Below are 17,703 nucleotides of genomic sequence, written 5' to 3' on the forward strand. Positions count from 1 at the left end.
TTCCTTCCATAAGGATAATGGATTTGGTTTAGATCCTTTCAGATTCAGTCATGATTTAGTTCACACTATTCTAAACTTGTCTACTTCCATAGTAGAGGAGTTAGTAGTAACTTCTCTAGAGATGGAGAAGTTACTATCTTATGAAGAGTGTGAAGGGTTGAATAATCAAAACAATATTGATTACTCACTTAACAATGAGTGGTCAGTAGAGTTATATCAGCAAGTTGTAGAGAAATATAACTCTCTACCTGTTAAGAGCATTCTAGAAATAGAATGCATGTCTGATATTAAATGGTGGAACGAGTTCTCTAGAGAACTCGAAGTACTTCATTTATCAGAGGATGAAGATTACTTATTCTAATAATTAAGAGTACTATTTAGTACTCTTTTTTTCTTTTCTCTTCTAGTGAACATTTACATTCACTAGGAGACTAGAATGTTTACAGTTAGATTAAATAATGCTTCCTCTTTAACCTTCACAGTTTATGTGGAAGGTTATCCAGTACAAGTTGAAAAGTCCTTACCAGAAGAGGTTGATGCCTCTTATTGGGATGGAGATGACTTAGTATTGGAATGCTCCTACAAGAGCGAGGAGGGGCGTAAAGCTTGGGCTCATACTATGAGATATCTAAAAGAGCAGTTTTGCCGAAAGCAAAATAGCTTTCTAGATAAGATTAGAAACCCACAATATCAAACAGTTGTATCAGAGCTGAATGATATTAGAACATCGTTAGTCTCTCTATATAGAGAGAACACTGAAGTTCTTGCTAAAGAGCTAAAAGCTGAAAAAGGCAGCCCACAAAGATTTGTATATTCTGAAATATACAGAATCAACATGGATAAAATTCAATTCTTATTAGATCGTGAGAATGATTTATTAAGAGTAAAAGCTGAGTTATTAGCTTAATAAGAAAAAGAGTAGGATAATTCCTACTCTTTTTCTTTTTCTTCTAGTGAACATTTACATTCACTAGGAGTGAATTATGAAATCTTTATTCAATGAAATCATCTCTTTAGTTAGATCTGAATCTGCTGACGAAGTACTTGAAAGAGTACAACGTGAAAAGAAGGAAGCTCTAACTAATGGGCAGGTTTACGAGTTTTCTAAAGAGGACTTTCAAGTGATTAATGGTATTCGTCCAAAGTACACACAAGTACCAGCTATGTGGGGCTGGTATACTGCATTTGCTATTACCATCTTAATGATGGTAGGTACTGCATCTAGACAGTATCTAATGTACTGTAATACTACCTCTAACCAAGAGGTAGTTAAGTAACTAATTAAAGAGGGGAGAAATCCTCTCTTTTTTCTTCTAGTGATGTTTTAGTGACAACACTAGGAGAAATATATGCCTAATAAGTTTGAAGAGTTAGTTGACCTATGCCGCTCTTGTGGCATTAAAGTTGACTTAAACCCCTTCTGCTCAAGGGGGAATAACTACAGATCGGGCTGGATCGAATTAGATTTCAGGAATGAATATCTACCTGAATATCTCAAAAGGACAGGACTTTCTCTCATAGAATACCAATTCTATGGGTTGTTGCATGAGTTGGGTCATGCAACCCACCTTGATGAACATATCAATTCCTTTACCTCTAAGGTAGAGGAAGAGCAAGATGCCTGGGAACGGGCATACCACATCCATTGCCTCTTGTGGGGTGAGCCACCACTTGAATTCCATATAGCATGGATAGATGCCATTCAAACCTATCATCAAGCTGCTGCTGAATTGGCAGCACTGCCTGAAGAGAAAAGAAGAAGACCTAAATGGTAAATAGAGAAAGAGGGGAGAAATCCTCTCTTTTTCTTTCTCTTCTAGTGAACATTACATTCACTAGGAGAGAAACCTGTGAAAATTTCTGTAAGATTTGAAATCCATCCTACCTACATTTCTAAATTTGTTACTGAACGTCACTCTTCCCAAGGAGTGGCTGTTGCTGCTAAGAATCTAGAAACAGGAGAAGTAGGATGGCTCCATGTCTGCCATAAATGGAATCTACAGAGAAGCGCTGTAGAAAAAGCCAAGTGGATAATAACTTGCGGTCTTCCCAGTAAATATAATCATCTCTCTCCTTTTGGAGGGAATGAGAAGTATTTAGTAGATACCAAGTTAGAAGGATGCATACTCACCGCTTCTATTTGGAAGGATGAATATCCTTCCTGCACTCCATTAGAAGGATACTCTTGGGGAGAAGAGTCTTCTTCTAATGACAGTTCTCCATTTCCCACTGTGGAGTGTCCATATGAAGCTTTCACTCCAGAGTGGCAAGCTTGGTGGGACGGATACTATTCCGTAATGGAGACTAACGAAGATTGGGATGAAGTAGATCCCAATCTAGACTACGAGGACGATGTAAATGCTTGGTGCTACAGAGTGCCAAGTAGAAACCTAAGAATCATATTAGGTTCCTAATTAAATACTGGGAGGGTAACACCTCCTTTTTTCTCTTCTAGTGAACTCTTTACATCACTAGGAGAACAATATGTCTTACATGAAAGTTATCTTCAATGTAACTTCTCAAGTACCTGCCTCTATAGGAGGAATAGGGGAAGTTGTAGTTGCAGAACTGAATGGTAAGAAAGGACTATTGTATATTACTCATTCCAATCATGTGGATGAGATGCTAGCTATCCAAGCAACATGGATAGTTAGTTGTTACTTACCAAAGAAGTGGGCACACAAATGTCCCTTTGGAGGCAGAAGTAGTAATACTACAGTAGAACGATTGACTATTAAAGACAGATCAGATCTCTTTATAGTTCAATGCTATTACTCTCTGAAAGGAGAGTATATAGACATTTGTGCAGTTCCCATGTACTCCATTGTACAGAGCGAAGAGTACCAACAATTCGTATCTGAAATATTTGGAGTCTATGAACAAGTGAAAGCTTGGGGAACATATAGCAAACACGGAATAATGTTTGCTATAGCTAACCACTTACCTGAAAAGTGGCAGCACTTTAAGTCCTATGTTGTATACACTCTTAGAAAACAAGAGTATATCAATGCAGGAAGAGATTTCTCTTATGGAGTTATCTGTATTGAGATTGATGAACTCGAATAAATAAATATGCGGAGGGTAACACCTCCCTTATTTCTTTTCTCTTTTGTTGACATCTCTGCAACACAACAAGGAGAAAAAATGTTTCAAAGATTATTTGAGTTAATTGCTAATGCGGGTTTAATTGTTCGCTTGAACAATATAGACTGCCATTACAATTACATGTCTAGGTCTATAAATATAAAACCAGAACAAATAGTAGACATGTCTAAAGGATGTCTACTATCTAAGGTAGAAGTAGAATTCTACACTACCTTACATGAGTTCGGCCACTCTCTACAACCAGTAGAGATGATTGACAAAGCTCATATGACAGGTAACTTCTATCCTCTAGAAGAGGATGCTTGGAATAGAGCTGAAGAAGTATATAAAGAGAACTGGGGAAATCCCCCAGAAGAGTTCTATATGTTCAGAGATTACTCTCTGGACACCTATAAATAAATAATTGGTAGGTATTATCCTACCTTTTTTCTTTTCTAGTGAAGTTTACATCCTCACTAGGAGAGAAAAGATGTTTGTACTAAAACTAAATGATTGTCAAAATTCTTTAACCTTCACAGTCTTTGCTGAAGGTTATCCAATAACAGTTGAAAGATCGCTTCCAGAAGAAGTTGATTCAAGTTTCTGGATTGGAAAAGATTTATATCTTCTTTGTTCCTTCAAAGGAGAAGAAGGGGAGGGTGCTTGGAAACACTCTCTCCAATATCTTAAAGAACAATTTCTACCCTCTATGGTAGAAACTCTTGATGAAGAGAAGTACAAAAACTATTTCAATAAGATAGAAAAGTACCAATCTGCTTCCAAGGCGGAACTCTTAACTTTCTTAGAAGAAGCAAGAGAAGAGTGGCAATCATATGTAAACTTGCAAATTAAATTCTCCAAAGAAGGTCAGCAGGCCTTAGAAGCTTCGAGGCTTCTCTTTGGAAATAGCTCTGAGAAATGGGCTCTTGAGCAAGTATATAATGTGTGTCGGAAGCAGGAAATTGCTTTAGGGAAGAAGAGAAACCAAGCAGAAGAAACGAAGCAGATGCTAATTAGATTAATTTACTGCTCATAATTAGAAAAGAGGGGATTGCTCCCCTCTTTTCTTTTCTAGTGAAGTTTATAACTCACTAGGAGAAATTATATGTCCACTTTAAATACTGCTGACTTAGCTTATTCTAACTGTAACTCTATCTCTGCAATAGGGATAGATATAGAAATAGAAACGCTACGTGCTCAGTTAGCTGCTGCTCAGGCTCGTATAGCTGAATTAGAAGCTGAGGTAGAACAGCTATCTACTAACCCTAACTTCAATACTCTTAATAGAGTGGCTGGCTTGAATAAAGCTAAAGCTGCTATTAGAGAAGATAGAAGAAGAAAGCCAAATGGGACGATAACTCTAGTTACTATTGACATTGGTGGAATGGGTAACAGTAACTCTTCTAGAGGAGAAATAGCTACTAATGAGGCTATGACTGAATTACTAGAAGAGATTCGTACTTCTTTCAGAAGTGGGGATATACATCTCCTTACTGATGGGCAACTAAACTCAGGTGATGAGTTTCTCTTTTGGTTATCAGTAGATGTTGGAGATATAAGTGGCATTATAGGCAGACTAGATACTATGTCTAAGAAACATGGCTTTGAAGGTGCTTATTGTGGTCATGTTCAAGTAGAAGGTTCTCCATCTACTATTGATGAGCTAGGTCTAATAGCTAATCAAGGAATGGAGCAGGTATATCCAGTTAAGAAACAGATTAAGGCGGCTAAGAAATTAGCTGTTAAGAAGTCTATCTTATGGAGAGGCTTTAGATAATTAATATATTAAAAGAGGGGAGTAATCTCCTCTTTTTTCTTCTAGTGAAAATTACATTCACTAGGAGAATGACATGTTTAACTTAAAAGGTATTGTTGAGAAATATCAATCATTAACTAGTGCAGAGATATCTCTGCATTCTCTCAGAGTTAATCCTACTATATGGATTGATGAAGAGGAAGTAGATATCTTCTGTTCTTATATACAGGAGATAAACCTTATTACGATTCTCATTGATGAAGTAATAATGATTGCTAGAGACAATAACTGGGAACCTGAAGAGGTCTTTGAGTACATTCTAGTTCATGAGATAGGTCACAGCCTTGACCCTGAACTAGAAGAACTTAACTCTCAGTTAGTCAACAATGAAGAATTGAGTGAAGTTAAGTTCCGGGCAGAGGTTAACGCTTGGAAGATAGCTGACACTATTATTCCAGAACAAACTCTAAGGTATAAAATCCTTAGAGCTAACTGCTTAGAAGCTTATAGTGAAGGGCATCCTGAATGGAGAGATAAGTGGTGTCCTGATTACTTCTAATTAAATAAAGATAGGGGAGAAATCCCCCTTCTTTCCTTCTAGTGACAGTTAGCAATACAGCTATCTAAATTTTCACTAGGAGAAAAATCATGTTGAATAAAATATTTGACAAGCTATCAAATATCTTCTCTTCTACTAACTATAATATGGGGCTTTATGCTCCTATATGGTTAAAACATTTCTTCTTCGGAAAGGGAGAAGATATGATACTAGAAAATAGTCATCCTTTAGTCTTAAAGGAGGTCAAGAATATAACAGGATTCACAAGCCCTTTAACTGAAGGATTATGGCTTGGTAGAACTGGTATTATGAGAGCCCATGATCTTTCTGGATTCTACTGGTGTGTAGGCACCTACAAATGGAAAGCAGTAGAAGAGCTAGAAGATTCTTGGATTCTAGAATGTGAAGACTATTTTGACTTTCATAGATCTGGAAAAGAAGGTACTTGGGAATTTAGATTCCCAATTAAGTATAAGAAATGGATAGAAGGATTAAGACCCTTATGTCCATTTCCTTATACTGTAGAAAAGCCCTTCAAAGCAAGTTATTCATCTGAAAGAGAAAGAGATGAAGAGCTTGCTAAAGAATTCTTCATAGTGTGCTTTGTTGAAACAGACCTCAATAAGTGGGGTAAATCATTCTTTACTAAATGGAGAATGATTATATCTAAAGAAGCATTAGATATGGTTTATGTCAAACCTATTTCAGAAGATGAAGAATATGAAGGAGAATACGAACCTTCTGAAGATTATGAAGACTAAATAAAGATAGGGGAGAAATCCCCCTTCTTTCTTTCTAGTGAACACTCTACTTCACTAGAAGGAGAATCTAATATGTCTAGCGATAAGCAACTTACTTTGGTTGTAATCTTAGTATCTGCTGTAGTATCTACAGCATTAGTAATTCAAGGGTTATATTTATCCTTGAATGTTAAAGCACAGCCAATTACTAACGAGAGAGTAACTCGTTAGTAATAATTATAGGGGAGATATCTCTCCCCCTTTTTCTTCTAGTGATAACCAACATTCACTAGGAGAATGTGATGCTAGTAGTTAAATTTGTTCCTACCTTCAATGACAACTCTATGCTAAAGAGTGCTGAAGAAGTAGCATGGCAACTACGTGGAAATGTAGTTGATGGAGAAGTATACGTCTGCATTGATATTATGCTTCCTCATATAAAAATGTATGCTACATCCAAGCAGATCGTTAAACATCTTATGCTTCAACTTCACTTGTTTGGGGTTGGGGTGCAAGGGTGTCCTTCTGTTGATAATAATTTTCAAGGAGATTGTAGAGAGTCAGGAGCCTTCTCTTGTATCTACGATCAAATTGAAGATCTATATAGACAGACAGAAGAGAGAGGTCTTGTAACTCTTAAGACTTTTACTAAAATGAACTTAGCTAAAGTAAAGATTATGGAAGAGAAATTCAAAGCTCTCCATAAGAAAGAAATAGAAGTCTTAAGATTTGCTTTTCTGCATCAAGTACAAACAAGACATGAAGAGTTTGTAAGAAAGCAACGGCATAAATAAAAAAGAGATAACTAACTCTATCTGGTGAAAGTGAGTGTACATACTCATGAAAGAAAGGTTCGATTCCTTTAGTTAGTAGGGGAGAAATCCCCCCCCTTTTTTCTTTCTAGTGATAACAATATTCACTAGGAGTGAAGAAATGCTAGTAGTTAAATTTGTTCCTACCTTCTCTGAGAATTCAATGTTACAAACTGCTGAAGACGTTGCTTGGCAGTTTCGTGGTAATGTAGTAGATGGGGAGGTATATGTCTGCATTGATTTAATTCTTAACTCAAATAAAGTAGTGTATAAATATCAAGTCGTAAAACACTTGATGTTACAACTATTAATGTTTGGTGTTGGAGTTAAAGGATGCACCCAAATAGATAAAGATTTTGTGGGTTATGCTTGCAATATTGTAGAAACCTTCAAACCTCTAGAGGAACAGCTAGAGGAAATTTATTTCCGTGACGATAAGCACGGAATTATATCTGCCAAACGGTATCAAAAGCTGAATGGCATTCCTAACCCTTACTACTCTAAAGAAGAGGATGATAAGTACAATGAAAAAATTGAGAAGATAAAGTATGACTACTTCCAAAGAGAAACTCTTAATATCTTAAAAAGATATGTCCAAGGGACACATGAGGCTAAAGTTAAACGTCAAATGGAAGAGAAAAGATTCAATTCAATGGTGTCTGAAACATGGGTACTAGAAGGAGATGATTTAGTACAAATTAAATAAGAAGAGATAACTAACTCTATCTGGTGAAAAGTGGCGTACATTCCACTTAAAGAAAGGTTCGATTCCTTTAGTTAGTATTGGGGATTAATTTCCCCCTCTTTTACTTTTTAGTGAATAGGTTGTATTCACTAAAAAGTAAAAGATAATGAGTATTAAACAACTACGCGCTGAAATCTCTCTACTTAAAGTTGAGTTAGCTAACACTGAGTTAGCTTATCAAAAGTTAAAGGCAGAGTACTCTGCTACCTACCTAGTTAATCTAGGTGGAGTAATAGTAGATAGAATGCAGGTAGAGGAAGATTTATTCTGGGCAGACTTTGATCCAGAAGAAGATGATTACTGGGAATATCTAGGTAAATTATACTGTACTGCTTCTGAAGAGCATATACAGGAAATAGGTCGTCATAGAGATATCATTCTTGGGTTAAAAGACTTACCCCAAGAATGTTGTTCTATCTTCATCTCTCTTGAAGAGAAAAGAGAACAATTAGCAGAACTAGAAGATAAAGCTAGTAATAGATTTATGTATCTATTAGAAATGCTAGGTAACTTATTCTAATAGTATTGGGGTGGTGTAATGCCACCCTTTTACTTTTCTAGTGACTAACTACATTCACTAGGAGAGAAAACATGTCTAATATTATTCCAGGTATTGACATTACATTAGATGAAAACAGAGGGAAGAAGGTAGCTAATGCGGCTGCCTTGGATTTCCCTAGACCTGTACTCTTCCAATGTGAGAAGGGTTACAGATTCATGTTGTGTCATGGTGATTCTAATGGAGGAATTGTCCATGAAGATAAGATAGTTAGCCCATTAGAGTGGGTAACTACTTTATTTCAGTTAAAACCTGAACTAGCTCAAGGAGATCTTTACTTACTCTGCTGTCATCAAGATAAGCAGGTAGGTGGGGGTATTCCTGGCGGCGAGTTAATTATTCCATTCCCTGAGTGGCAAGGGGAGAACAAAATCTCCATAGGTGAAACTATGGATGATGGATGGGTTTTAAGTTTCTATAATAAGAAACTTTGGAGAGAAAGAAAAGCCTGGATAGATAAATAAACATTTAGGGGAGATATCTCCCCTTTTTCTTCTAGTGAAGTTAACAATCCCGTTAACAAAAGTTTCACTAGGAGAAAAAGAATGTTACAAGTTAAACTATCTCAAGCTAAGAATGGATTACATATCATTAGCACTAATGTATTGATGATTGATATTGATTGCAAAGGGCCTGGTCACAAAGATATGGCGAGTATATCTGCAAAGAGCAGGGCAGAAGCAGCAAACAGATTGATTACCTTCTCTAAAGAAGAACAACTTCCTATAGTAATCTACCCTACTAGAAGTGGAGTGCATTGCTATCTATTAGATAGACTACGTGATAGTAGAGATGCCGAGTCTTTACTGCTAATGACTAGAGTTGGCTGCGATGCTAACTATATAGGTTTGACTTTGTTAAGTCAGACTGGATTATGGAATGAACGTATTAGTCCGAAGAAAGATAGAGAGGAATTTCCTCCTATCTATGGATTTCAATTTGGGCCGAGTGAGAAGATTCATCCACTGTGCCAGAAGTGGATTGATATTAGAGGTGGGTTTATAAGCCGTCGTTGGAAGTTATAGAACTTGATTCTATTATTCCCTAGAGATAGGGAGTAACACTACTACACAATAGAGGGGCATTCCCCTTTTTTTCTTTCTAGTGAACTTTATGGGCACTCAGCCCATTCACTAGGAGAATAAAATGTTTAAGGTAATTATGATCGACAAAAAGAAATATAACCTTCTATCTGAAGGAGCCAATGGAAAGGTTATAGAGCTTGATTCTAATAGAGTTGCAAAGATATTTGAATTAGGCGACTCTAAAAGAGAAACTTCTCTTATGCAACAAGCTAATCAAATAAACGAATTAGTCTGTAAATTTCTTAAAACCGAGTTTACTTCTAACTACAGCAAAGAATTAATGATTATGGAGAGGTTATATCCTCTTCAATACAGAGCTATTACTGTTGTAGAAAGAGAAAGAATGTTTGAGGAATTTATCAAACAAATAAAAGAACTACATTCTAATGGTTTTGCTCATTGGGATATAAAGCGTCCATCTCATGCAGTATCTAGTTCTGATAGATACTGGGACAATATAATTCTAACAAGAGATGGGATTCGCCTAATAGATACAGGTAACTCAGTATCTACTGAAGATCCAGATTTTGAAGAAGCTTGTGAAGATGACATTAGATCAGCTATGGAATTTAAGAAGATATTTCTGATTCCATAAATGATCTAATCGCTTTTAGCAACATATAAAAGGGGTTAATTTAACTCCCCTTTTTCTTAAGGGTCTCATAGACTGAAATCTATAAATCAAAATTTAAGGCTAGTTTATATAACACATTTACATGAATTAGCAAGAAGAAATATGAATTATATTAATTAAGTGTGGTTAATTTAAGTATAAGAAAATATATATACATAAACAAAAGCTTATACAGTAAGTAATATTACTGATTAAATATATTTACATTTAAATAAAAATATTTACCTAGCGGGGAGAAAAAAAGAAATATACCTAGTCCCCCTTTTTATTTTTGGTGAAGTTTACTTTCCCAGAAAGGGGAGGAATTAATATGTCTTTGTTTGCAAAGTTACGTGCTGCTGCTAACAACGTTGAAGTGAGCGTCGAAGCTGCTCCCGCTAAACTCTCTGATACCTTTGCTAAGTATTACGAGAAGGGACAAATGATTGTCGCTATCAACGTTGGAGCTAATGAGAAATATTACGAACGCAGAGGAAGTGAAGATAAATCTTCTACTCCTATTGTGTCTAATAAGATGGGCATACGTCTTAACCAAGACGGAAGTGTATTCGTAAAAGGTTTAATGACTGGGATATTCTACTGGTCTGAAAACCGCAAGTCTTGGATAGCTCCACCAGCAGTAGAGAAGAATAAGGAAGGTATAGAAGTTCCTGGTATCAAGTCTAAGCCACAAGGTTTTATTGGTACCTACATGGGTGGAATATTATTTACCCTGAATGACTATATCAGCCGTATGCAAGAAGATGGAGAGATTGAACTGGCCGCAAAAGTAGAGAAGTTGAAGAAAGATAAACTAACTCTATCCTTTATGTGTCAGCAAGAAATCTCCTTTGACTTGCCTTGCTCCCATGACCAAGTTATTGAGCAAGCTGATCGCTTACGCGCCGAAAGACAAATAGCTTTAGATTCAGGTAAGAAAGCAGGTGTATTAGGCAATACTTTAGTCTTAGCAATAACTCTAGAGTTCAGCGAAAATCCTGATGCATTTATGACTCCCATAGTCAAAGTGCAAAAGGTACTTAGCTGGACTGAAGACTACATGCCTCTAGAAACTTGTGGGAAACTGCGGGTGGATGGAGAAATGGCTGAAGACCTGGAAGCCTATGCTATCGAACAAACCTTCAATGAGAAAGAAGCCGAAATCAAAGCCGCCAACGCAATGGCTCAAGCTGCGATTAATCTTTTAACTCCAGATGAAGGAGGCGTTGCTGGTACTCGTACTAGTCGTCGTACTGCTGACTATAAGAGAGCTCGCCGTAAACAGAAGCAGGAGCAATTTCTACTCAATGAAGCCGCAAGGAATCTAGAAGTAGAACAATCCAAAGCTGAAGTTGAAGAGATCGATGAAGACGATATGATGTCTATGTCAATGGGAGGTATCTAATTATTTAATTGAATAGGGGATAGGGAGGAAACTCCCCCTCTTTTCTTTCTAGTAGGGCATTTACTTTACCAGCCCACTAGGAGAAATATATGTTTATCACAACTACAACTGTGCGTTTCTATTCTGTTAGCTCTATCAACAAGGAAGTGAATATCCTTGGAGCTAAAGGAGAAATAGTTAGTACAGTTAAAGTGAAAGTTCCAACATTAGTGGGACATGAAACTACATATTATGCAAATACACTACCAGACACTTCTGGCATAGGTTTTGCTAAATACTGTTCTTTACCTAGAGGAAAGAAGAGCAATAGAAAGAAGATTGCTAAATTATCTAGGAAGATTAATAGAAAGCCTAAGTCTGTTAGTAAAGCTCCTAAGAAATGGAGTCTACTAACTAAACAAGTGGGTAGAGTAGTTAGAGAGATGTTTGATGAACTGGATTTATCTATAAGAATAAAAGAGGAGTTAGATATTCCTAAACCTATTCTTAAGAAAGATAAACCAGTTAAAACATTCGAGAAACCTATCTTAAAGAAAGATAGGAAGCCTGTTGAGAAACCAATACTACGTAAAGAGGAGGTAATAGTTAGAAAGACAGGTGGATTACCAACAATACTTGAATCATTGAAGGAGGTTAGAAAAGAGAAGAAAAGTATTAAGGGTCGTACTTGTGTAGGTAAGAAGTTCAAAGACAAGCCTCGCTCAACTAATAGAGTGAGTAAGTCTGCTGCAAAAGCTAGAAGTGGCAAGAAATGTCTTCTAGTAGAAAGCTTTCTTAACAAATCAATAATTGAGGCTGCCAGTAATAACCACTGGCAAGAGCTAGTTAATCTAGCTGAGAATTATGGTTATGTTGTTGAGTTCAGTGATCTTGATGAGGCAGGTTATATCCAAAAGGATATAAAAGTAATCCATATCAAAGATACATTCAATAATCAGGGTGCATTAGCAGAATACATACTAGCTCATGAGCTAGTTCACTTGGGTCAGGATAATGGAGTATTCCCTAAAGAGATGCCATTAGATGAACTAAAAGAACTAGTAGGTGAAGAAGCTAGTATTGATGCTGAAGCAGTTTTAGGTGAAATGAAGAGACTATTTGCTGATAGTTACTATGAAGAGTTAGGCATTAAAACTCTTAAAGAGTTATTACCTAATGATGAATCAGTAGCTTACTATTTGATGTTCAATCCTGAATTAGTAATAAAGGAGATGAAATATACTTTGAAAGCAAGAGTAGCTTGTGGATCATTAAGTTACAGAATCGCACCTGAAGAGATAAAAACTATACTCCCTAACCAAGTATTTGTCTTTGGTAGCAATACTCAAGGTAGACATGGTAAAGGTGCAGCTAAGTTAGCTCGTGATAAATTTGGAGCTATCTATGGTCAAGCTCGTGGTTTACAAGGTCAAAGCTACGCAATAGTAACTAAAGATTTAACTAAAGGAGGTGTTCCATTAGAAAGTATCAAGAAGGAAATAGATATATTCCTAACCTTTGCTACTGAACATCCTGAATTAGAATTTCTGGTTACCAAGTTAGGATGCGGCCTTGCTGGATATGCTGTCAAAGAGATAGCTACCCTTTTTGCTGACAAGTATATTCCCAGTAATGTACTACTCCCTAGAGAGTTTGTAGATTACCTAACGTCCACTACTACAGGGAAAGAGTCTGACGACTCAGTAGTGGGTGATATTTCCCTGAACCCTTTTGGCGTGGTTGAAGATAACAATATGAAATATGCACTTGTGAACGATCCTAAGATGCCTAAAGAAGAAGCTATTGCTTTATTCGAGGAAATCATTAAGGATGAGCGTTTGGATTTAATTGACTCTATGTGGCTTAACCGCAGCATGGAAAGTTACCAAACCTGGACAAATACTACTTTGCAATTCTACGCGAGAGTATTAGCTAGCTATTTAAACGCTAACTCTACACCATTCCCAAGATGGTTAGCTAAATATGATGCTATTGTCTTAGTAGATAGTGTCAATAGCCTAACTAAAATCAAAACTATAAAAGAGTTTGGGATTCCTCTTTATAGCGCTTTATGGGATGGAAAAGAAAAGAAGCTGAAGCCCAGTAAATCTTATCAAACATATGGAGTACTAGAATATCAGTACGACACTAGACAACCAAACACTTTATACTTGTCTAGTCGTTCTAAATGCCCTTGGGTTAGACCTCTTGAGTGGCTTGATGCTGCACATATTACAAAGATCAGTGAATCTCTATCTAACCATGAGAAAGCTGAATTCTTAAGCGGCTTTAGTTCGTTCAAGCTAATAGAACCAGGCGTATTAACTCTTTCTCCTAGTGGAATAACTGCTGGCTATAGTGAAGCTATCTTTGACTTCAATAATGCTGTTATCAAAACTGGTAGAGACCACAACGTAAGAAGTCAAGGTTTCTTAGGTGGAGTTGGTGTTATGACAAACACTACTCTAATGGTATTGCTGGGTCTTCAAATTGGCAAGCTAAATCAATGGTCAGTAGGTCAAACCACTCTTGATGGTATTGTGGCTGGACTAACTCAATTGTGGGAAGAGCAAGACCTATATGGTCAAGTGATGGATACTAATCAGGAACTAAGAACAATTAGAGAGAACACTTGTTCTTTACTAAAAGTTAGTCCTGATCCAATATTCCCATACTTCAGACTGGAAAACAATAATAGTAAGGACGGTGTAGCAGAGGCTGTAGAATACTTTAGCATCAAACGAATTCCTTTCATGACTGATAAGAATGCCATGAAGAGAATTGTTATTGGCGCTGGTGTTACAGCTCTATGCGTAGCAATGGACTTCGATCTAGATATATTCTCTACTATCTTGGACGTTAAGAAACCAGGTAAAGTATTGAATAGAGGCTGGAACAAAATTGCGATCGCAGCAGAGCAAGGTTTAGATTTCCAAGACGGATACCAGCCTTATGAACAAGCTGGTCTTGTGCTTAAACACATTAGCGAAGAAGGAGAAGAGACTGATATCGTAGTTAAGGGCGACAAAGCAATGACCCTAACTCACGATGGTAGATTCCTAACAAATGGATCTGGTGTAGGTTTAACACGCAAGAAGTTTGCTTATAGTGCTCGCAAGACATTAAGAGCTACTTTCAACGCTGTCTCTCTGAAGAAAGATGAAAGCTTAGACTCAGTGAAAGCTGAGATAGAGAAAGAGTTAATGGCAATATTAGCGAGTGATAAAGTCATTACTCATAACTCGAAACACAAGGATAAAGTCATCTTCAAATTCCGTGGTAAGGAGTTAATTAAATACCGTGGACTAAACCAAGACATAATCCTCAGTTCTAAGTATGGTTGTAGCTTCCAAGTGCGCAAGCTAGCTACATCTAAATCTCTATCTATCCAATTAACCGTAGTATACTTTGCTAGCGACTACGAAATTAAGGGTCGCGGTATTGGCATCAAAGCTGTACTAAAGGATGGTAGAAAAGTTAGCATTTCCAGAAGAGATGGTAGTGATCTCAACTGGGAAGTAGCCCTAAACAGCGAGTGTTTAAAGGGTAACGCTGCTAGGCTTCACCAATATTGCGAGTGGCTACTAGAACAAACTGGTAAGTCTTCTTATCTAGTAACAGATTATCAAACAAAGGAGTTTGAAAGACTGCATACACCTTCATTGACTGAAGAAGGTGTATATGATGTACAAGACTTAGCTGATGAAACCTGTCACTTCTACAAGTGGTGGGAAGGCAGAAGCGAAAGTTATTTCATTCGCGACTATGTAGACTATGAGAACTATTTCCAAACTTTAGTTCTTGGTCATGCAAAGATGGGTAATAAAGGCGACTACTCTCTAGTAGAGAAAGCTTTATCTCATGAAGCTAATGCTGTTATTACCCTGATTAATCTCAAGACTGGTAAACCAACTAATAAAATCCAGGAGGCGTTAACAGAAGATGGACTAGTACTAATAGAAGAGAGAGTAACTGGTGTACTAGCTCCATACACCTTCCAAGTCGAAATGGCTACTACTAGAGAAACAACAGTAGCAGCACAATCACCAACGCTTCAACAACTATGCTCCGCTTATGCAGCTTATCCTTCCTTAGGATATGCACTGCTAGAGAATGCACAAGAGACTGAAGATGCAATCATTGGGTGTGCAGCTATGGCATTAAATGATCCAACTCTACTGGATCTAAACAATAGTGGAGAGTTGAGTGTAGAAGGTAAAGATTGGGAAGTAGGTAGTAAAGACATATCTGCAAAAGAAATAGCAGAAAGTCTCAACCCTAGTATGTTCTCTATGGGATATGCAAATATCTATGGTGAGAGTGATGACCCATTCCTAGCTTTCAGCGAACCAGGAACAGACAAGAAGTTCAAACCGTCCGTCTTAGTCAACCAAGTAGGCATCAATGCACCAATGGAAGGCGGTAAGGTAGACTTCAGCGTAAGAGATGTTATTGAAGGTACTGCGTGGAACTATCAAGTAAACGTGGGTTCTGGATATAATATGTCAAGCGTAATGGCCTGTGTAGCGGCTATGACTCGATATGAGTGGATCAAGGCTAGTAAGGCTAAAGACAAAGTAGCTTTTGCTAAAGCTATGGAGAAAATGAAGCTTGTAGCTAAGGTTCAAGGTATGTGTTGGCTAACAGGCTATGAAGATAGCTGGTTGTGTGGTTATAACCTAAAAGGCATGGAGTTGGCTAACAAACTTCACATGTTCCGAAAAGGTTATGTGGCTAAATCAAAAGATAATGAGGAGGTAAATTTCTCGGCGGTAATCGAACAGATTAAGGGTCAACTAGAGAAGATAGCTAATACTAAATTCTCTGATAATGAAGTAATTATGTTCTTATGGGCGTATAGAATAGCTCGTGCTATCTCTGCTCTTGAGAAATATACTTCTGGGCCTGAAGGTGTTGCTAAAGCGTTTAACTTAACTGATGAAGGAGTAGAAGATAAAGAAGATTTAGATATGGTTGCATTATGCGGCGCGATGCGTAGATGTGACCAAGGAAGATTTGCAAACTTCCTAACACCAGAAGAAGAAGACAATTCTGAAGCTGGTGGTATTTCAGTTTGGATGTTCTTGAGAGAAAGATGGGTAGATGTACAAAACAAAGTACCTTACTTCCTCCGTAGGAAGATCTACAAATCTATGATTGTTCAAACAGAGTTTGCTGACTTGACTCGTAATATTAGTGCGGCTGGCGATGAAACTTCACTAAGAAAGAATGAGTCACCAAGAGTTAAACGGAAACCTACTGCTAATGCAGGAGAAAGTAGAGTTCTAGTCACTTTACCTGATGCAGATATTGATCTTCCATTTATTCCATTGGAGTACAGTTCAGTAGACGAAGATAACTATGGAACTGTAGTTAGCGGCTCGACAGAATTCTTAAAGTTTAAGCAACTAGGAGGTGCTTTTGAAGTAGTAAGAAGATTCTGTCCTATTGGTGAAGATGGAAAGAGAGATACAAAGTATCGGAAAGCTGATGCTACCAAAGTACTAAAGTCAGTCTACAAAGTAACCGACTTCAATGGTACAGAATATCAGTTTGATGAAACATTGCATTTCTGGACTGAAGCCTTAAGCGCTGAGGAAACTCTGAAGATGGCACATAATCGTTATCCTAATGGATGCGTTATATGTTCCATCGATGGGAAGAATCCAGACAAAGAAACCGATCTGGAAGTGTACTTTAACTTTGGCGCTTTACTAAAGAGTGCTGCATTTATGGGAGGCGGTTCTTCTACTGGTATTGGTTTAAGCATTGTCGAATTGCTACATGGAATGGTAGATCGTTACGAGAATAGACCTAAGAACTGGACTACTAAAGCTAGAAATGCCCTAGCTGGTATCCAAGGTCAAATGAGAGAAATGTTAAAAGCAGGACTCTTACGTAGAATAGGCAGAACTGAACCATTTGCTCAAGGTGGTAAAGTAATGTCTAGCCATTCCTGTCCGAATGAGATTGTGACTCATGAAGGAGTAGAGTATTCTATTCCAGTAGTGAAGATGAATCCAAATGACGATATCGTCAAGGTAGGAGGTTACATAGAAGGATCTGTGGTGGCAGTTTATAGAACACCTCAGATTGCTAAACTCTATTGCATTGTAGTAATGGATGAGAACGTATCACTGGGTCACATTGAAGTTAATGCTCTACTATGGGCTAAATCCAATCGTGGTGATGGTGACGGTAAATAATATTGCCGCTTTGTAGAGTAATCTACATGGAAATAAGGGGAATTTCAGTTAAAGGTAGGGATACTCTAGACTGACACAACACTGATAGTTGAAATACTATTAAGAGGTGCAAACGACTGACAACCCAATCCACAATAAAGGGTTACTAATAACATAGTAA

General features: G+C 37.4%; 20 protein-coding genes. All 20 read left to right on the forward strand.

Annotation, left to right across the window (positions count from 1 at the left end; genetic code table 11):
* Window positions 1–76: 76 nt before the first annotated feature.
* The 20 genes from AACW45_RS11200 (at window position 77) to AACW45_RS11295 (ending at window position 17,543) form a co-directional block, all read left to right on the forward strand.
* Window positions 77–361 (forward strand): hypothetical protein, encoded by a 285-nt coding sequence (locus tag AACW45_RS11200; RefSeq protein WP_190627697.1) that lies wholly within the window; start codon window positions 77–79, stop codon window positions 359–361.
* 75 nt (window positions 362–436) lie between these two features.
* Complete coding sequence (locus AACW45_RS11205; protein ID WP_190627699.1) at window positions 437–907, forward strand: hypothetical protein; 471 nt, start codon at window positions 437–439, stop codon at window positions 905–907.
* A gap of 76 nt (window positions 908–983) precedes the next feature.
* The gene (locus AACW45_RS11210) at window positions 984–1,277 is read left to right on the forward strand and encodes a hypothetical protein (RefSeq protein WP_190627702.1); all 294 of its coding nucleotides are present in this window, start codon (window positions 984–986) and stop codon (window positions 1,275–1,277) included.
* A 72-nt stretch (window positions 1,278–1,349) separates the two neighbouring features.
* Complete coding sequence (locus AACW45_RS11215) at window positions 1,350–1,775, forward strand: hypothetical protein (RefSeq protein WP_190627704.1); 426 nt, start codon at window positions 1,350–1,352, stop codon at window positions 1,773–1,775.
* 75 nt (window positions 1,776–1,850) lie between these two features.
* Window positions 1,851–2,414: a hypothetical protein gene (locus AACW45_RS11220; RefSeq protein WP_190627707.1), complete on the forward strand. Its 564-nt coding sequence runs from the start codon at window positions 1,851–1,853 to the stop codon at window positions 2,412–2,414.
* A gap of 70 nt (window positions 2,415–2,484) precedes the next feature.
* Window positions 2,485–3,066 carry a hypothetical protein gene (locus tag AACW45_RS11225; protein ID WP_190627709.1) on the forward strand — a complete coding sequence of 194 codons (582 nt, stop codon included), beginning with the start codon at window positions 2,485–2,487 and terminating at the stop codon, window positions 3,064–3,066.
* Between the two features lie 6 nt (window positions 3,067–3,072).
* A complete protein-coding gene (locus AACW45_RS11230) occupies window positions 3,073–3,504 on the forward strand; it encodes a hypothetical protein (protein WP_190627711.1) in 432 nt (143 codons plus the stop codon).
* A 70-nt stretch (window positions 3,505–3,574) separates the two neighbouring features.
* Window positions 3,575–4,120: a hypothetical protein gene (locus AACW45_RS11235; protein WP_190627713.1), complete on the forward strand. Its 546-nt coding sequence runs from the start codon at window positions 3,575–3,577 to the stop codon at window positions 4,118–4,120.
* 69 nt (window positions 4,121–4,189) lie between these two features.
* Window positions 4,190–4,861 carry a hypothetical protein gene (locus AACW45_RS11240; RefSeq protein WP_190627715.1) on the forward strand — a complete coding sequence of 224 codons (672 nt, stop codon included), beginning with the start codon at window positions 4,190–4,192 and terminating at the stop codon, window positions 4,859–4,861.
* A gap of 73 nt (window positions 4,862–4,934) precedes the next feature.
* Complete coding sequence (locus AACW45_RS11245) at window positions 4,935–5,399, forward strand: hypothetical protein (RefSeq protein ID WP_190627717.1); 465 nt, start codon at window positions 4,935–4,937, stop codon at window positions 5,397–5,399.
* 89 nt (window positions 5,400–5,488) lie between these two features.
* Window positions 5,489–6,160: a hypothetical protein gene (locus AACW45_RS11250; protein ID WP_190627720.1), complete on the forward strand. Its 672-nt coding sequence runs from the start codon at window positions 5,489–5,491 to the stop codon at window positions 6,158–6,160.
* Window positions 6,161–6,232: 72 nt separating this feature from the next.
* Window positions 6,233–6,370, forward strand: a complete 138-nt coding sequence (locus tag AACW45_RS11255) for a hypothetical protein (RefSeq protein WP_190627722.1) — start codon at window positions 6,233–6,235, stop codon at window positions 6,368–6,370.
* A 71-nt stretch (window positions 6,371–6,441) separates the two neighbouring features.
* Window positions 6,442–6,933: a hypothetical protein gene (locus AACW45_RS11260; RefSeq protein WP_190627724.1), complete on the forward strand. Its 492-nt coding sequence runs from the start codon at window positions 6,442–6,444 to the stop codon at window positions 6,931–6,933.
* 139 nt (window positions 6,934–7,072) lie between these two features.
* Complete coding sequence (locus AACW45_RS11265) at window positions 7,073–7,657, forward strand: hypothetical protein (RefSeq protein WP_190627726.1); 585 nt, start codon at window positions 7,073–7,075, stop codon at window positions 7,655–7,657.
* A 145-nt stretch (window positions 7,658–7,802) separates the two neighbouring features.
* Entirely contained in the window at window positions 7,803–8,216 is a 414-nt protein-coding gene (locus AACW45_RS11270) for a hypothetical protein (RefSeq protein WP_190627728.1), read from the forward strand.
* 71 nt (window positions 8,217–8,287) lie between these two features.
* The gene (locus AACW45_RS11275) at window positions 8,288–8,719 is read left to right on the forward strand and encodes a hypothetical protein (protein WP_190627730.1); all 432 of its coding nucleotides are present in this window, start codon (window positions 8,288–8,290) and stop codon (window positions 8,717–8,719) included.
* 81 nt (window positions 8,720–8,800) lie between these two features.
* On the forward strand, window positions 8,801–9,280 hold the full coding sequence (locus AACW45_RS11280; RefSeq protein WP_190627732.1) for a hypothetical protein: 480 nt from the start codon (window positions 8,801–8,803) through the stop codon (window positions 9,278–9,280).
* A gap of 121 nt (window positions 9,281–9,401) precedes the next feature.
* A complete protein-coding gene (locus tag AACW45_RS11285; RefSeq protein WP_190627735.1) occupies window positions 9,402–9,935 on the forward strand; it encodes a hypothetical protein in 534 nt (177 codons plus the stop codon).
* A 310-nt stretch (window positions 9,936–10,245) separates the two neighbouring features.
* Complete coding sequence (locus AACW45_RS11290; RefSeq protein ID WP_339385079.1) at window positions 10,246–11,358, forward strand: hypothetical protein; 1,113 nt, start codon at window positions 10,246–10,248, stop codon at window positions 11,356–11,358.
* 89 nt (window positions 11,359–11,447) lie between these two features.
* Entirely contained in the window at window positions 11,448–17,543 is a 6,096-nt protein-coding gene (locus AACW45_RS11295; protein ID WP_199330919.1) for an A1S_2505 family phage non-structural protein, read from the forward strand.
* Window positions 17,544–17,703 lie beyond the last annotated feature (160 nt).

Origin of the sequence: Calothrix sp. FACHB-168 (assembly GCF_963889195.1) — a bacterium.
Taxonomy (GTDB): Bacteria; Cyanobacteriota; Cyanobacteriia; order Cyanobacteriales; family Nostocaceae; genus Aulosira; species Aulosira anomala_A.

Coding starts and splice junctions, on each gene's coding strand:
- AACW45_RS11225 (WP_190627709.1), top strand. CDS start 2,485: ATGTCTTACATGAAAGTTATCTTCAATGTAACTTCTCAAGTACCTGCC.
- AACW45_RS11265 (WP_190627726.1), top strand. CDS start 7,073: ATGCTAGTAGTTAAATTTGTTCCTACCTTCTCTGAGAATTCAATGTTA.
- AACW45_RS11210 (WP_190627702.1), top strand. CDS start 984: ATGAAATCTTTATTCAATGAAATCATCTCTTTAGTTAGATCTGAATCT.
- AACW45_RS11280 (WP_190627732.1), top strand. CDS start 8,801: ATGTTACAAGTTAAACTATCTCAAGCTAAGAATGGATTACATATCATT.
- AACW45_RS11245 (WP_190627717.1), top strand. CDS start 4,935: ATGTTTAACTTAAAAGGTATTGTTGAGAAATATCAATCATTAACTAGT.
- AACW45_RS11240 (WP_190627715.1), top strand. CDS start 4,190: ATGTCCACTTTAAATACTGCTGACTTAGCTTATTCTAACTGTAACTCT.
- AACW45_RS11285 (WP_190627735.1), top strand. CDS start 9,402: ATGTTTAAGGTAATTATGATCGACAAAAAGAAATATAACCTTCTATCT.
- AACW45_RS11255 (WP_190627722.1), top strand. CDS start 6,233: ATGTCTAGCGATAAGCAACTTACTTTGGTTGTAATCTTAGTATCTGCT.
- AACW45_RS11215 (WP_190627704.1), top strand. CDS start 1,350: ATGCCTAATAAGTTTGAAGAGTTAGTTGACCTATGCCGCTCTTGTGGC.
- AACW45_RS11295 (WP_199330919.1), top strand. CDS start 11,448: ATGTTTATCACAACTACAACTGTGCGTTTCTATTCTGTTAGCTCTATC.
- AACW45_RS11250 (WP_190627720.1), top strand. CDS start 5,489: ATGTTGAATAAAATATTTGACAAGCTATCAAATATCTTCTCTTCTACT.
- AACW45_RS11230 (WP_190627711.1), top strand. CDS start 3,073: ATGCGGAGGGTAACACCTCCCTTATTTCTTTTCTCTTTTGTTGACATC.
- AACW45_RS11235 (WP_190627713.1), top strand. CDS start 3,575: ATGTTTGTACTAAAACTAAATGATTGTCAAAATTCTTTAACCTTCACA.
- AACW45_RS11270 (WP_190627728.1), top strand. CDS start 7,803: ATGAGTATTAAACAACTACGCGCTGAAATCTCTCTACTTAAAGTTGAG.
- AACW45_RS11275 (WP_190627730.1), top strand. CDS start 8,288: ATGTCTAATATTATTCCAGGTATTGACATTACATTAGATGAAAACAGA.
- AACW45_RS11205 (WP_190627699.1), top strand. CDS start 437: ATGTTTACAGTTAGATTAAATAATGCTTCCTCTTTAACCTTCACAGTT.
- AACW45_RS11260 (WP_190627724.1), top strand. CDS start 6,442: ATGCTAGTAGTTAAATTTGTTCCTACCTTCAATGACAACTCTATGCTA.